Source organism: Rhodospirillaceae bacterium, assembly GCA_028819475.1.
GTDB lineage: Bacteria > Pseudomonadota > Alphaproteobacteria > Bin65 > Bin65 > Bin65.
This window is the reverse complement of record JAPPLJ010000025.1, coordinates 1-14,089: the sequence shown is the minus strand read 5'-3', so window position 1 is coordinate 14,089 and position 14,089 is coordinate 1. Positions and strand designations below refer to the sequence as shown.

Genomic DNA, 14,089 nt, shown 5'->3' with positions numbered 1-14,089 from the left:
CAGAATTCATCTCGTGGTTCCTCACACGTTGGGTCGGCCCGGCAGGCCGGCCGGGACCAGCTTCGCCTTCTCGATGTCGGCCAGCGCGAGGCGGCATCGGCCGTCGCCGGTTTCCAGGACGACCGCATCGTCGTCCAGGCCGCGCAGCACGCCCTTGAAGCGCCTTCGGCCGTCGACCGGCAGGCTCAGTTCGACGCGCGCCTCGGCGCCGGCGAACCGTTCGAAATCCTTCGGCCGGGTGAGCGGCCGGTCGAGACCGGGGGAGCTGACCTCCAGGGTGTATTCCCCGGCAATCGGGTCCTCGACATCGAGCACCGCAGAGGCGAGCCGGCTGATCTCCGCGCAATCGTCCAGCGTGAGCGCCTGCCCGTCCAGCCGGTCGCACATGATCTGCAATGTCGCGCTGCGGCCGGACGGGTTATGGCTGCCGCCAAGCTGCACGCGCACGATCTCATAGCCCATCGCCGTCAGGGCGGGTTCGGTCATCGCGGCGATCCGGTCGGACAGGGGCATGGCGCTCCGGGGCTGGCGGCGGGATTTCAGGGCCCGCGGGCGCGGCGCTGCCGGCGGGCCGCGGCCGCGCCAACAAAAAAGAGCGGGCCGCCGGGCCCACCCTTTGCACCGGGCCCCTCAAGGACCCATCGGGTTTTTGTTCTACCGTGCAATATACGGACTTGCCGCGATCTGGCAAGGCTCTTGACGCTCTCCGTCGTCGAAGTAGTCCACGCGGGCCGCTAGGCTGTAGCGCAGAAAGGCACGCAATCTAGACAGGTACTTTTGCCTTCCCCGATACAGTGAACAGCTTTGTGCGCTGATCCCTGTCTATCTTGCCAGCCTTTAGCAGCCCGCCAAGGAGCGAGTAGCTCAAATAATCCTTCTGCCTTCCATTAAAATCCGACCGCAGATCCAAAGCCTCCGCAATCTCGGCATTGCGAAGGCCGCTAGGGCAGGTGCAAAGGAGCTCAAGAATGCACTCCTCAAGTTCTATTTTTGCTGCTCGGGAACGTTCCAGCAGATCGCTCACGTCAGTCTCCCTGTTTGCCAAAATGTGCTGTCCGAATCGGTAATGCGTGGTCACACAACGCAGTCAAGACGATGCTTTAGCATAAAGCGCCAGATTATTGCCGGCTCTCAGTTGCGTATATCCTTTCCTTTGAACTCCGCGGCCCCTTCGGGCAAGAATGCCGCCGGAACCGATGTACCGGGCGCGACGACACGGAAGACGGTAGGGCGGCATGACCGAGGGACGGCTGAAATTCTGGGGCTGGGGCTGGGAAGGCGAGGGCGCGACGGACGCGGAGGTCGCGCACCTGAAGCGCACCTACGGCGCGGCGCTGGGCATCGACAGTTTCCCGGACGGGCCGCCGCCGCGGGAGGACGAGTTCGACCTGCCCGCCCCCCGGCTGTCGCCGCCGCCGGCCCTCGAAGCCATCTGCGCGCGCGATCCCCATACCAGGCTGGTCCACGCCATGGGCAAGTCGCTGCCCGATGCCGTGCGCATGTTCGACCGGCAGACGCCCCATGTTCCCGACATCGTCGCTTTCCCGGAGACCGAAGAGCAGGTGCTCGCGGTCATGGACTGGGCGGCGGACGCCGGGGCGGCGCTGATCCCGTTCGGCGGCGGCAGTTCGGTGGTCGGCGGCGTCGAGCCGAAGGTCGACGACGGCTACGCCGCGGCGATCACGCTCTCCACCGTGCGCATGACCGGCGTGGCCGAGGTCGACCGGACCTCCCGCGCGGCGCGCATCCGCGGCGGCACGCGGGTGCCGGATCTCGAAGCGGCGCTGAAGCCCCACGGCCTCACCCTGCGCCATTTTCCGCAGAGCTTCCCGATGGCGACCGTCGGCGGCATGATCGCGACGCGCTCCGGCGGCCATTTCGCCATGCTCTACACCCATATCGACGATTTCGTGGAGTCGCTGCGCACGGTGACGCCGGCCGGCGTCATGGAGAGCCGCCGCCTGCCGGGCAGCGGCGCGGGGCCGAGCCCGGACCGCTTCGTTATCGGCTCCGAAGGCTCGGTCGGCGTCATTACCGAGGCCTGGCTGCGGCTGCAGGACAAGCCGGTCCACCGCGCCAACGCCGCGGCGGCCTTCGACGATTTCCACGCGGCGGCCGAAGCCGTGCGGGCGGTTGCGCAGTCGGGCCTGAACCCGGCCAACTGCCGCCTGGTCGACGGCGAGGAATGCCGGATCAACGGGGTGAGCGAGGACGGGCGGCATCTGCTGGTTCTGGGTTTCGAATCGGCCCATGCCGATGTCGCGCCGGCGATGGCGCGGGCCCGGGAACTGGTGCAGGATCACGGCGGGCAGGTCGACGACAGCGGCCATGCCGAGGGTGCGGTCGGCCGCTGGCGCACCGCCTTCATCCGCATGCCCTATTTCCGCGAGGTCATCACGCCCTGGGGGGTGCTGAACGATACTTTCGAGACCAGCATCACCTGGGACCGGTTCCCCGACTTCCACCGCAACGTGATGGCGGCAACGCAGCGGGCGATCCGCGCGGCGACCGGGCGAGACGGCATCGTCACCTGCCGCTTCACCCATGTCTATCCCGACGGGCCGGCGCCCTATTTCACCCTGCACTGCAAGGGCGACCGGGCGCGCATGATGGAGCAGTGGACCGTCATCAAACAGGCGGCGTCCGATGCGGTGATCGACAACGGCGGCACGATCACCCACCACCATGCCGTCGGCCGCGACCACCAGCCCTGGTACGAACGCCAGCGGCCGGACCTGTTCGGCGCGGCCTACGACGCGGCCAAACGGGCGCTCGATCCGGCCGGCATCATGAACCCCGGCGTGATCGTGCGGTGTGAGTTCACAGCGCCTCCGAAGTAGAGAAATCTTGGTCCGCCCACGCATCCGCGAAGCGGCGGGACTGTCGACGCGGCGCATTCACGTTTTCCAACACTCGCACGCGGCGGTCGCGGTCAACGGCGGCGAGAGCGTACGCGCCGTCGCCGGGCTGCTCGGCCATGCCGGAATCGCGACCACCTCCAGTCATGCGCACATTGCCGAGGGGCCCTGTTGACCTACCGGGACAGCCTCCGTCCAGCCCCTTGGAGGGGTCAACATTGCACGCCGCTCGGGGGTCAAAGTTGAACGCCGATTAACGGCCATCAGACAAAGGCTTCAAGCAGGCTCGATGCGACATCGTGGTTGCCGACCGGCAACATACAAGCGGTCATAAGCCGATGCGGATGTTCGAGAGAGCGACATACAAGAAGTAGGTGGATTGGATACGACCATGAAGCTCTACTATGCGCCCGGCACCTGCGCTTTGGCCGTTCATGTCGCGCTCATCTGGTCCGGGGAGCCCTACGAATTGGAGAAGGTCGATCTCGACGATCCGGCGTTCCGCCGGATCAACCCTATGGGCGCGGTCCCCGCGCTGGTTGACGGCGACGGCGGCGTGATGACCCAGGCTCACGCGTTGCTCAACTATGTGGCGGCGAAATCCCCTGAGAAGAAGCTGGCCGGGGAGGACACGCCGCGTGCGAAGCAGGCCTTCGACCAGTGGCTGTCGTTTCTGAACGGCGACCTGCATCCGGCCTGGATGCCGATCTTCAAGCCCGAACGCTTCACGGGCGAGCGGGACGAGGCGAGCTTGGCCGACGTGAAGGCCGCGGCGGGCGTTCGGCTGCGCGGCATTTACTCGGTCCTCGACCGTCACCTCGACGGGCGGGACTTCATGGTCGGCGAGGCACGAACCTGCGCCGACGCCTTCGCCTGCGTCATGACCCGATGGCTGCCCTACAGCGGGATCGGCATTGACGAGTTCCGGAATCTGAAGCGGCATTTCGGGCGGTTTCGCGACGAACCGGGTGTGGTGCGCGCCGAGGAGGAAGAGGGAATTCGGGCGTGAAACAGATCGCGCCCGACCTGTGGCAGAGCTCGCTCTACAGCAGCGGCATACTGAACACACACGCCTATTTCCTGGAGCGCCCGTCGGGCAACGTGCTGTTCTACAACACCGGCGACGAGGGCGACCTCCAGCATATGTCCGACCACGGCGGCGTTGTTTACCAGTTGCTGACGCACCGGGACGAGGCCGGCCCGTCCCAGGCGCGGATCCGGGAGCGCTTCGGCTGCAAGCTCGGCTGCAGCGCGATCGAGGCGCCGTTCGTGGCGAAGCACGGCAAGCCCGATCTGGAATTCGGCGCGGACGACGTCCGGATCGAGGACTTCGACATCGTCCACACACCGGGGCACACCGACGGCAGCGTCTGCTTCTTCTACCGCTCCCCGCACGGGCAATCCTATCTGTTCAGCGGCGACACGATCTTCCAGTGGAACGGAAAATGGTCGACCTTCGTGCTTTCCAGCTTCGGGGGCAGCAAGGTGGCTCTTGCAGAGAGCCTGACGAGATTGCGCGCCTGGAGCCCGGACATCGTGCTGAGCAGCGGCTTTGTCGGCGAGGTGGCGTACAGGGAAGTCACGCGCGAGGACTGGACGGCGGCGCTCGACGAGCGCATTGCCCGCCTCGGCGGATCGTCGTGAGCCGAAGCGGAACCCCAAGTCGCCTCTGCGACCGGCACGTCGCGACGGTACGACCACCCGCCCTGTCTGTCGGAGGAAATCGACGATGACCGAGGGGAAGCCCGCCTATCTGATTGCGAGCTCGTTCATGCCGGAGGGTCACGGCGCGCTCGACGACTATGCCCTTGCCTCGCATCCGCTGATCGAGGCGGCCGGGGGCGAGGTTCTGGTCGCGGGGCATGTCGGCCAGTTCATGGATCATTACGAGGGAAACTGGGCCACGGATGCGCGCATCACCATCTTCCGGTTCCCGTCGATGGCGGCGCTGCAGGGGTTCTGGCATTCGCCGGAGTACCAAGCGATAAAGCATCTGCGCACCGACGTCATTCCGCCTAACTTCACCTTCGCGGTGGAGGGCTTCGATCTGAAGGATCTGCTGACGCAGAATCCAGAGCTCGCCCCGCCGGGGGAGTGACGATGTCCGCGGCGCCGGTGAGGCAGGAGGCGTTGCAGAATTCGTCAGAGCGAGGCTCGGCAGACACTCAAACCGAGACCGTCACTTTGTGTCGGTCTCGGTTATTGCGTGTCCTGAGCACGAATTGGGTTCGTAGTGAGGAGGAGGAAGAGGTAGTTCGCAGGTATCCAAAAACTCATTGTAAAATAAAAGGATTTTTGTATCCAAGACAGTTGTTAGTTCTGAAACCGACGGCATCAAAGATGCGTGGGATGAGCGACCCGCCGGCAAAACGGGCTCATCGATGTGCGGCCGCTACACGCTGACCGATCCGGACAAGGCGATCCGCCTGCTGTTCGGTTATGACGGCCCGGCCCTGAACTGGCCGCCCATGTACAATGTGGCGCCGACGGTGGAAGTCCCGGCGGTCGTCAGGGGCTCCGGCGACAGGCCGCGTGCGCTGGTCAAGGCGCGCTGGGGGCTCATCCCGCCCTGGGCGAAGGACATGAAGATCGGCGCCAGGCTCGTTCAGGCGCGGGCCGAGACGATTGCCGAAAAGCCGAGTTTCCGCAACGCCTGGAAGGCGCGCCGCTGCCTGATCGCCGCCGACGGCTTCTACGAATGGCGGACGGACGGCGCGGCAAAAGTCCCCTTCCGGGTGTCTTACGAGGACGAACGGCCCTTCGCCTTCGCCGGCCTCTGGGAACGCTGGGACGGCCCGGACGGGCCGGTGCGCTCCTGCACCATAATCACGACGGATGCCAATGCCCTGCTCGCGCCGATCCACCACCGGATGCCGGTCGTGATCGATCCGCCGGAATTCGGGCGCTGGCTGGGCCTCGAACCGGCTCCGGAAGAGGACCTGCACGCCCTGCTGGCGCCGCGTGAAATCGAGGGTTTCCGCCCCTACCGGGTCAGCGACCGGGTCAACAAGGTGCAGAACAACGATCCGGCGATCCTGGAGCCGCTCGCCGCCTGAAGCCGTCCTGCCCCCGCGGCAGCATCCCGGCGCAATGTGGCGCAGCGCAACCGCGCCGTCTTTCCGATCCGGCCGGCAATGCCCAGATTTCCGGGCGACGCGCCCCGTGCCTCCCACCATTCATGGCGAAAGCGAACGGCATGTCGAAAACTGCGATACAGGCTCTGCTCGTCGCCCTGATTGCCGCTGTTGCGGCTGCCGCCGGCGTCTATCTGTGGCGCGCCGGCGACGACGTCAGGCAAACGGCCGAAACGCGCAGCGCGGGCAAGGCGCTGATCGGCGGCCCGTTCGCGCTGGTCGACCACACCGGCACGGCCCGGACGGAGAAGGACCTGCTGGGCAAATTCGCCGTCGTCAATTTCGGCTTCACGAACTGCCCGGACGTCTGCCCGACTACCCTCCAGACGATTTCGGACGCTCTCGAACTGATGGGGCCGTCGGCGCAGCGCATCCGGCCGGTCTTCGTCAGCGTCGATCCGGACCGCGATACGCCCGAACGCCTCACAACCTACCGCGAAGCCTTCGACGAGCGCATCCTGATGCTGACCGGCAGCGAGGCGGCGGTCGCCCGGGCCGCCAAGGCCTACAAGGTCGGCTACAGCCGGATGAAGCCGGCGGAAGACGGCAGCTACATGGTGAACCACACGGCGCTGATCTACCTGATGGGCCCGGACGGCGGCTACATCACCCATTTCCCCTTCCGGATCGCGCCGGACAAGCTGGCGGCGGCGCTGAAGAAGTGGGTGGCTCGCGAGAGCTGACAGGCGTCGGCGTAGCCTGAAGGCTTGTCTTTTGTTATCAGATACTCATAATCATTGAGAATGTCGGTCTCTGATCGGGATCATGGGCTCGACACCTTGCTGGACCTGCACGGCCAGACATTCTTCGTGGATGAGTTCGGACACTGGGTGAAATTCGTCGTACGGCGGACCGAAGTCACAGCGGCACGGCCGCACGGTCTTCGCTACTCGCTGACTCTGCATGCACCGGACGGGACAAGATTGGTTGGGTTCGATAACGCACACCCGGTTCGTGACCGGGGAAGGCCGGGCGCGGGATTGCGCAGGGAGAGCGACCACCGCCACCGGCTGCGGGTCGTCCGGCCTTACGATTACGCAGATGCCGTCACTCTCCTCGAAGATTTCTGGGCCGAGGTCGACAGTATTTTGCAGGAAAGAGGGTCGATCCCGTGAACACTCTCAAAATCGGTATCGCCAGCTACGAGTCGATGAAGGCGCGCACCCTGGCAATTGCCGGGGGCCGCTACAAGCCGGCCGAAGACGATCCCTCGGTCTGGTTCACGTCGGTCGAAAGCTTCGCGAAGGTGCTGTCCGAACGCAACCGCGAGCTTCTGGCGCTGATCGCCCGGGAAAGGCCGGCATCGCTTACCGAACTGGCGGCGCTCTCGGGGCGAAACAAGTCCAACCTCTCGCGCACCCTGAAGACGATGTCGCAATACGGCCTCGTCGAATTGAAGCGTGGACAGCGCGGCGCCGTGACCCCGCGGGTGCGGTTCGACCGGGTCCGCCTCGATCTGCCGTTGACATCGGCGTCCCGCCAGGCCGCGTAGGTCCGCCGGCATCTGCCGCCTCGCCTTGCCCTCCCGCCGCCGCCGGGCCATGATGCGGGCATGACTTCGTCCGCCGCCCCCACACTGTCCGGTCGCGCAGTCCTGCGGCCCCTGTCGCGCCAGCAGGCGGTCCTGTTCGGCGCGGCGCTGGCGGGCGGCGCGCTCGGGGCCGCCTTCGCGACCGAGATCGTCCTGGCCGTTATCGGCGTGTGGAGTGCCTGGATGGTGCCGGCCTTTTTCGAGATGCTGCTGAGCGGCGTCCCCTTCTGCGGCTGACGCCGCCGGCGGGTTCGCAAGGGCTATAGGCCGTCCCGCACCCGCGCGGCACCGGCGGTCATGGCGGCCAGTTTGCGCTTCGCGATGTAGCGCGGCAGGGCCGAGAAACCGCAGTCGGCGGTGATCCACAGCGCCCCGGCGGGAATGTGCTCCAGGCACAGCTCGATCCGCCGGGCGACGGTGTCCGCGTCCTCGACCAGGAAGTTCTTCACGTCGACCACGCCGGCCGCGATGGCGAAGCGGCCGGCCAGCGCCGCCATCAATTCCAGTTCCGCCATTTCCCGGTTGGCGAACTCGAACATCAGGATTTCGCAGGGCAGCGCCCGGATCGCGTCCATCATCGGCCCGATGCGGCGGTCGGCGAACGGCCGGCCGGCATTGTTGCCGAAGCAGACATGGACCGCGGTCCGCGCCGCGACGCCCTCCAGGCAGCGGCCGATGACATCCGCGCCCTCGGCGAAGGAAAGGCCGTGCGGCGCCCGGGGCAGGCCGGGCTCGTCGACCTGGACCAGATCGGCGCCGGCCTCGGCGAGCGCCACCAGTTCGGCCCGGACGATGGCGACCAGCCGGTCGAGAACGCCATCCCGGTCACTGCCGTTCAGTTCGATCGCCTGGAGAAAGGTCAGCGGCCCGGGAACGGCGACCTTGAGCGGAGCGTCCGGCGCCAGCGCCTTCAGCAGCGCGAACTCCTCGACTGCGCCGAGGCCCTCCGGCGCGTCGATCCCGCCGGCGGGGGTGAAATGCGGCGCCATGTCGTAGCCGGCGATGCCGAGGCGCCGGCGCGGCGCCACGCGGTCGAGGCCGCTCAGCCGGTCGAACATCTCGTAGACGAAACGCTGGCGCCGCAATTCGCCGTCGCCGATAATGTCGACGCCGGCGTCGAACTGGTCGGCCACGACGATCCGCGTCGCGTCCTCGAACAGCTCCTCGACGTCATGGGCGCCCCATTCGCCCTTTCGCGCGGCGCGCCAGGAGGCGATAAACCAGCCGGGCGCCGCCATCGACCCGACGCCCATCGTCGGCAACGCCGGCAGCGCCGGAAACGGAATATCGTTCATGCGGAACGCCCTCTCGACTGGACGGCCCGACTGTCGCAACGTGCAGCGCCGGAGGCAATGGCCTTCGCCGCGCCGCCGCGGCGCGATAGAGTCCGTGCGGGAAAAGGAGGAACGCGACCCGAGATGAGCCGGCCCGCCGCAGTCGAGACCTTCTTTCACGAGCCGACCTACACCGCGACCCACGTCGTCTGGTGCCCGGATAGCGGCAAGGCCGCCATCATCGATTCGGTGCGCGACTTCTGCCACCGCTCCGGCCGGCTGACGACCGAGGCCGCACAGGAGATCGCCGATTTCGTCCGGGACCGGGATCTCGCGGTCGAGCGCATTCTGGAGACCCACGCCCATGCCGATCATCTGAGCGCCGCCCCCTGGCTGAAGGCGGCGCTCGGCGGCCGGATCGGCATCGGCGCCGGCATCGTCGAAGTGCAGCGCGCCTTCGCCGACGTGTTCAACAGCGGGCCGGATTTCGGGCCCGACGGTTCGCAGTTCGACGACCTGTTCGGCGACGGCGACAGCTTCGCGCTCGGCGGGCTGGCCGTCGAGGTGCTGCATACGCCCGGGCATACGCCGGCCTGCGTCAGCTATGTGATCGGCGATGCCGCGTTCGTCGGCGATACCATTTTCATGCCGGATTACGGCAGCGCCCGCTGCGACTTTCCCGGCGGCGATGCGCGCACGCTGTACCGTTCCGTGCAGCGATTGTTCGCCCTGCCCGACGAAACCAGGGTCTTCCTGTGTCACGACTACAAGGCGCCGGGGCGGGACGCGTTCGCCTGGCAGACCACCATCGGCGAGCAGAGGCGGCGCAACGTCCACATCCACGAAGGGATCGGCGAGGCCGGATTCGTCGAGATGCGCACAAGCCGGGACAGGACACTGGACATGCCGCTGCTGATCATTCCCTCGATCCAGGTCAACATGCGCGCCGGCCATATGCCGCCGGCCGAAGACAACGGCGCGGTCTACCTGAAAGTGCCGCTGAACCGGCTGTAGCCGGCAGGCTCCGTCCGCGGTCAAACCTCGATTTTCCGACAGGACAATGGCGCGAACCCCACCGGCAGCCCTCGACGTCAGGGAACAGCCCTATGGCTGGATCATGGTCGCGGTCACCTTCCTGCTGTCGGTCCTGACCTTCGGCGGCCTGCCGGCGGTGGCCGTGTTCATCAAGCCGCTGACCCTGGAGTTCGGCTGGACCCGGGGCGAGACGTCCCTGGGCTACACCGCCATCGCGGTCTCGGCGGCCGTGGCCGGGCTGGGCTTCGGGATATTGGCCGACCGGTTCGGCACCCGCGCCATCGCCGCGGTCGCGGTCGTCGGCATGGGCGCCGCCTATCTGCTGCAGTCCGGCCAGTCGACGCTCACCGAATATTACCTCGCCCATTTCCTGTTCGGCGCGACCGGCCTTGCCGTGGTCAGCGGCCCGATGCTGATCGGCATCGGCTACTGGTTCGGCCGCAACAAGGGGCTGGCCATCGGCATCGTCGCGTGCGGCGGCGGCGTCGGGCAGGGCCTCATGCCGATCGTCGATCACTGGCTGATCGAGTCCGGAGGCTGGCGCGACGCGCTGTTCAGCCTCGGGCTGATCTATCTCGCGCTCGGAATTCCCCTCGCGCTGATGGTGCGCGACGCGCCGGTCCGCCTGGCGGCGCGGCGGGCTGCCGCCGGCGACGCGGACGGCGCCCTGACCCGGAGCCAGACCGGCCTGCCGGCGAACGAAGTCATTGCCTGGCTCTCGGTCGCGGTCTTCCTGTGCTGCACCTGCATGTCGGTGCTGATCGTGCATCTCGTGCCGTTGCTGACCGACCGCGGCGTGGATGCCTCGACGGCCGTTCAGATCCTGTCGGCCCTGATGCTGGCCGGGGCCGGGGGCCGGCTGGTCGGCGGCACCGTTGCGGACAGGCTCGGCGTCCTGCCGACCTATTTCGCCATGTCGGTGGGGCAGACGGCCGTGATCTACTGGTTCGTCGTGGTCGACAGCATGGCGCTGATCTGGCTGCTGGCGATCATGTTCGGCCTGTTTTTCGCCGGCGTGATGGTGTCGTTCATCACCTGCTGCCGGGAATTCATCCCGCCGCGCATCGGCGGCCGGGGCATGGCGGTCGTCGGCCTGCTCGGCTGGGGCGGCATGGGCTTCGGCAGCTTCATCGGCGGCGCCGGTTTCGACTGGACCGGCGACTACCGGCTGGCTTTCGCCCTGGCGGTCGCGGCCGGCGTCGCCAACCTGGTCGTGCTCGTTTTCTTCGCCGGCCGGATCAAGGGCGGCGGCGGCATGAAGCTGTGGCTGCCCCACCGCGCGGCGGCGTGAAGGCGGTTGCGGACGGATTCGTCCGCAAAATCCAGCGCGGCCGCTGCCGGATATCCTTCCCCCTCTTCAGAGGGGGAAGTGGCCGAGCGCAGCGAGGTCGATGGGGGTGCCGTGTCGAGGCTGGAAGAAGCGCCTTTCGGCGCTGCGCGTCTTTCGACGCGCCACCCCCACCCCGATTCTTGTCCGAGCCTCCCCCTCTGAAGAGGGGGAGGTATAGCGCCGCGGAGGCGCGCAGCTTTTCGCAGAAGAATCCTACCGGAAGTGCGGCATCACTTCCTTTGAGAACAGGCGCATCGAGGCCAGCGCGTCGTCGTAGGATATCGTGTTGAAATTGACCTGCAGGGACGCGATTTCGAAGCCGCCGGTAAAGTCCCGGTAATCCTCGATCCGCTGCCTGATATCCGCCGGCGTGCCGACCCAGGCCGCGCCCTTTTCCACCTGGCTCTCGAACGAATCCTTCGCCAGCCCGGCGATGATCTTGTCGTAGCCGGGATAGTCCTTCGAGGTCGTGCCGCCGGTCCAGTGGGACGCCGCATCGACCAGGGATTTCAGATAGTTGTTGAGCGGCTGGCGGGCGATCTCCGCCGCCATGCCGCCGTCTTCATGGCAGAACATGTGGAAGGCGAGCATGACCTTGCCCCTGCCCGGGTGTCCGGCTTCCTGCCAGGCGTCGCGATACAGGCCGATCAATTCCTTCATCTTGCCGCCGGCCAGCGGGATCGCCATGACCTTGTAGCCCTTCCGCCCGGCGTTGACGAAGCTCTCCGGCGTGGCGAAGGCGGCGATCCAGAAGGGCGGGCGCGGCTTCTGGGTCGGCCGGGGCAGGGAGGTGACGTTTTGGAAGCTGTGGAACCGCCCGTCGAGGGAAACGTCCTCCTCCTCGAGCAGGCGGCGCACCGTCTCCATGCCTTCCTCGAAGCGGGCGCGGCTCTCGTCCAGGCTCACGCCGAAATTCTCGAACTCGTGGGGCAGGAAAGCGCGGGCGAAGCCGCATTCCATGCGCCCGCCGGTGATCGCGTCCATCATGCCGATCTCGCCGGCGATCTTGAGCGGATGGTTGAAGGCCGGCAGGACCGCGCCGGTGACGAAGCGCGCCTTCTGCGTGCGCATCGAGGCCGCGGACAGGAAGAGGTGCGGGTTGGGCGAATAGCCGCCATAGGGCAGGAAATAGTGCTCGACGGTGCGCAGGTTGGTGTAGCCGAGCGCGTCCATATGGTCGACCAGGCGCAGCGCCTCGCCCCAATAGTCGCGCGCCGACAGGATGTCCGGCCCGACGTCCGGGAAAAACTGCAGCCCGAAATCGATTCTGCCAGCCATGAACGCCTCTCCCCGGCCGGACATCCACGCCGGCGCCCCCACCATCGTCTTGGCGGATCGATCGTCAGTATACAGAGGAGTTGTGCGCCGGCAATCGGTTTTATCAGTATACGGAGGAAATCTTCGGGCCTATGATCGGCCCATGGACAGACCGAACCCGACCGGCGACGGCCCTGGCGTGCAGGACCCCGCGCCGAATACCGCCGGGCCGAATGCCGCCGGGCGGCCCATCGACGGTATTGCCCTGCATGAAACGCCCGGCCACCTGCTGCGCCGGGCGCAGCAGCGCGCCGTCGACCTGTTCGTCCAGGCGGTCGGTGAGCGGGGGCTGCGCCCGCCGCAATTCGCCCTGCTGCTGGCGGCCTGGCAGAATCCGGAGGCCAATCAGAGCGAACTGGTCCGCATCACCGGGATCGACCGCAGCACGGCTGCCGACATGATCACGCGCCTGGCCGGCCGCGGCCTGATCCGCCGGGTCCGCACCGAAGCGGACGGCCGCGCCAACCGGCTCAGCGTCACGGCCGAAGGCGTTGCGGCGCTCGAAGCTGCCGCGGACCGGGTCGAGCGCGCCCAGGAGCGCATCGTCGCGCCGATTCCCGCGGGCCAGCGGGCGCAATTTCTCAAAAACCTGGCGCGGATTGCCGACCTGCCCGTTTCGCCGGCCGGCTTGCGCAGCGCAAAAGAACGGAATCGCGAAGGAGGCTGACCATGCGTTTGTGCCGCTACAACGACAACCGCCTCGGCCTGGTCGAGGGCGGCCGGATCGCCGACGTCACCGCCGCCCTCGAAGCGATACCGGACTACGGCTGGCCGCTGCCGCCGGGCGACCTGCTGATCCGGCACCTGGATGCCGTGCGGGCGCGGGTCGGCGAGATTGCGTCGGGCGCCGCGCGGATCGCCGTCGCGGACGCAAAGTTCCTCAGCCCGGTCGCCAACCCGACCAAGGTGATCGGCATCCCGGTCAACTACCAGCTCCATATCGACGAGGCGATGGAGGACACGGGCCTCTCGGCCGGCAACCGGATCCTCAAGATCGAACAGGCCGGGCCGTTCCTGAAGGCCTGCTCCGCGCTGGTCGGCCCGTCCGAGGGCGTGGCGCTGCGCTTCGCCGACCGGCGCAACGATCACGAGGTCGAGCTGGCGGCGATCGTCGGCAAGACGGCCGACCGGGTGCCGATGGCGGGCGCGCTCGACCATATCGCCGCCTACGCCATCGGCCTCGACATGACGGTGCGCGGCAGCGAGGACCGCTCGGTGCGCAAGAGCATCGACAGCTACGCCGTCCTCGGCCCCTGGCTGGTGACGGCGGACGAGATCGCCGATCCCGACAATCTCGATCTCGAAATCCGGGTGAACGGCGAGACCCGACAGAAATCCAACACGCGGAACATGATCTTTTCGGTCGCGCGGCTGATCGAGTTCTGCTCCGCCTTCTACACCCTGCATCCCGGCGACGTCATCATGACCGGCACGCCGGAGGGCGTCGGCCCGGTCGAGGCCGGCGACACGATGCACTGCACGGTCGAGGGGATCGGGTCGATGGACGTGCCGGTGCGTAACGCATAGTCCGTAGGCGGACGCGCGCTCCTTTACCTCCCCCTCTTCAGAGGATTCCTCTGCAAAAGGCCGGTAGGGAGGGATCTGGCGTT

General features: G+C 67.1%; 18 protein-coding genes. 14 read left to right on the top strand and 4 right to left on the bottom strand.

Going from position 1 to position 14,089, the window contains the following annotated elements:
* Positions 1-21: 21 nt before the first annotated feature.
* Together OXM58_06180 and OXM58_06175 are read right to left on the bottom strand one after the other, a co-directional pair.
* Positions 22-513, bottom strand: a complete 492-nt coding sequence (locus tag OXM58_06180) for a ribosome maturation factor RimP (GenBank protein ID MDE0147941.1) — start codon at positions 511-513, stop codon at positions 22-24.
* A gap of 250 nt (positions 514-763) precedes the next feature.
* The gene (locus OXM58_06175) at positions 764-1,024 is read right to left on the bottom strand and encodes a hypothetical protein (protein MDE0147940.1); all 261 of its coding nucleotides are present in this window, start codon (positions 1,022-1,024) and stop codon (positions 764-766) included.
* Between the two features lie 211 nt (positions 1,025-1,235).
* Here OXM58_06175 and OXM58_06170 point away from each other — a divergent pair, with 211 nt between their 5' ends.
* The 10 genes from OXM58_06170 to OXM58_06125 all read left to right on the top strand — a co-directional run bounded on the left by OXM58_06170 (position 1,236) and on the right by OXM58_06125 (position 7,760).
* A complete protein-coding gene (locus tag OXM58_06170; protein ID MDE0147939.1) occupies positions 1,236-2,840 on the top strand; it encodes an FAD-binding oxidoreductase in 1,605 nt (534 codons plus the stop codon).
* A 7-nt stretch (positions 2,841-2,847) separates the two neighbouring features.
* A complete protein-coding gene (locus OXM58_06165) occupies positions 2,848-3,033 on the top strand; it encodes a hypothetical protein (GenBank protein ID MDE0147938.1) in 186 nt (61 codons plus the stop codon).
* 216 nt (positions 3,034-3,249) lie between these two features.
* Positions 3,250-3,867, top strand: a complete 618-nt coding sequence (locus OXM58_06160; GenBank protein MDE0147937.1) for a glutathione S-transferase family protein — start codon at positions 3,250-3,252, stop codon at positions 3,865-3,867.
* Positions 3,864-4,502: an MBL fold metallo-hydrolase gene (locus OXM58_06155; protein ID MDE0147936.1), complete on the top strand. Its 639-nt coding sequence runs from the start codon at positions 3,864-3,866 to the stop codon at positions 4,500-4,502. Before OXM58_06160 ends, OXM58_06155 begins: the two co-directional genes overlap by 4 nt.
* An 85-nt stretch (positions 4,503-4,587) precedes the next feature.
* Positions 4,588-4,956: a DUF1330 domain-containing protein gene (locus OXM58_06150; protein ID MDE0147935.1), complete on the top strand. Its 369-nt coding sequence runs from the start codon at positions 4,588-4,590 to the stop codon at positions 4,954-4,956.
* 283 nt (positions 4,957-5,239) lie between these two features.
* Entirely contained in the window at positions 5,240-5,914 is a 675-nt protein-coding gene (locus tag OXM58_06145) for an SOS response-associated peptidase (GenBank protein MDE0147934.1), read from the top strand.
* Positions 5,915-6,054: 140 nt separating this feature from the next.
* Positions 6,055-6,675, top strand: a complete 621-nt coding sequence (locus OXM58_06140) for an SCO family protein (protein ID MDE0147933.1) — start codon at positions 6,055-6,057, stop codon at positions 6,673-6,675.
* Between the two features lie 96 nt (positions 6,676-6,771).
* Positions 6,772-7,107, top strand: a complete 336-nt coding sequence (locus OXM58_06135) for a DUF6516 family protein (protein ID MDE0147932.1) — start codon at positions 6,772-6,774, stop codon at positions 7,105-7,107.
* A complete protein-coding gene (locus OXM58_06130) occupies positions 7,104-7,484 on the top strand; it encodes a helix-turn-helix domain-containing protein (protein ID MDE0147931.1) in 381 nt (126 codons plus the stop codon). The genes OXM58_06135 and OXM58_06130 overlap by 4 nt, the downstream gene beginning before the upstream one ends.
* A 60-nt stretch (positions 7,485-7,544) precedes the next feature.
* Positions 7,545-7,760, top strand: a complete 216-nt coding sequence (locus OXM58_06125) for a hypothetical protein (protein ID MDE0147930.1) — start codon at positions 7,545-7,547, stop codon at positions 7,758-7,760.
* Between the two features lie 23 nt (positions 7,761-7,783).
* Here the strand turns inward: OXM58_06125 and OXM58_06120 are convergent, their stop codons facing one another.
* A complete protein-coding gene (locus tag OXM58_06120; protein ID MDE0147929.1) occupies positions 7,784-8,818 on the bottom strand; it encodes a cobalamin-independent methionine synthase II family protein in 1,035 nt (344 codons plus the stop codon).
* A gap of 123 nt (positions 8,819-8,941) precedes the next feature.
* On the opposite strand from OXM58_06120, the gene OXM58_06115 reads away from it, so the two are divergent.
* Positions 8,942-9,811: an MBL fold metallo-hydrolase gene (locus OXM58_06115; GenBank protein ID MDE0147928.1), complete on the top strand. Its 870-nt coding sequence runs from the start codon at positions 8,942-8,944 to the stop codon at positions 9,809-9,811.
* 46 nt (positions 9,812-9,857) lie between these two features.
* Complete coding sequence (locus OXM58_06110) at positions 9,858-11,123, top strand: MFS transporter (protein MDE0147927.1); 1,266 nt, start codon at positions 9,858-9,860, stop codon at positions 11,121-11,123.
* Positions 11,124-11,375: 252 nt separating this feature from the next.
* Here OXM58_06110 and OXM58_06105 read toward each other — a convergent pair whose 3' ends face one another.
* Entirely contained in the window at positions 11,376-12,440 is a 1,065-nt protein-coding gene (locus tag OXM58_06105; protein ID MDE0147926.1) for an LLM class flavin-dependent oxidoreductase, read from the bottom strand.
* Between the two features lie 142 nt (positions 12,441-12,582).
* On the opposite strand from OXM58_06105, the gene OXM58_06100 reads away from it, so the two are divergent.
* Both OXM58_06100 and OXM58_06095 read left to right on the top strand, forming a co-directional pair.
* Entirely contained in the window at positions 12,583-13,146 is a 564-nt protein-coding gene (locus OXM58_06100) for a MarR family winged helix-turn-helix transcriptional regulator (GenBank protein ID MDE0147925.1), read from the top strand.
* Positions 13,147-13,148: 2 nt separating this feature from the next.
* The gene (locus OXM58_06095; GenBank protein ID MDE0147924.1) at positions 13,149-14,006 is read left to right on the top strand and encodes a fumarylacetoacetate hydrolase family protein; all 858 of its coding nucleotides are present in this window, start codon (positions 13,149-13,151) and stop codon (positions 14,004-14,006) included.
* Positions 14,007-14,089 lie beyond the last annotated feature (83 nt).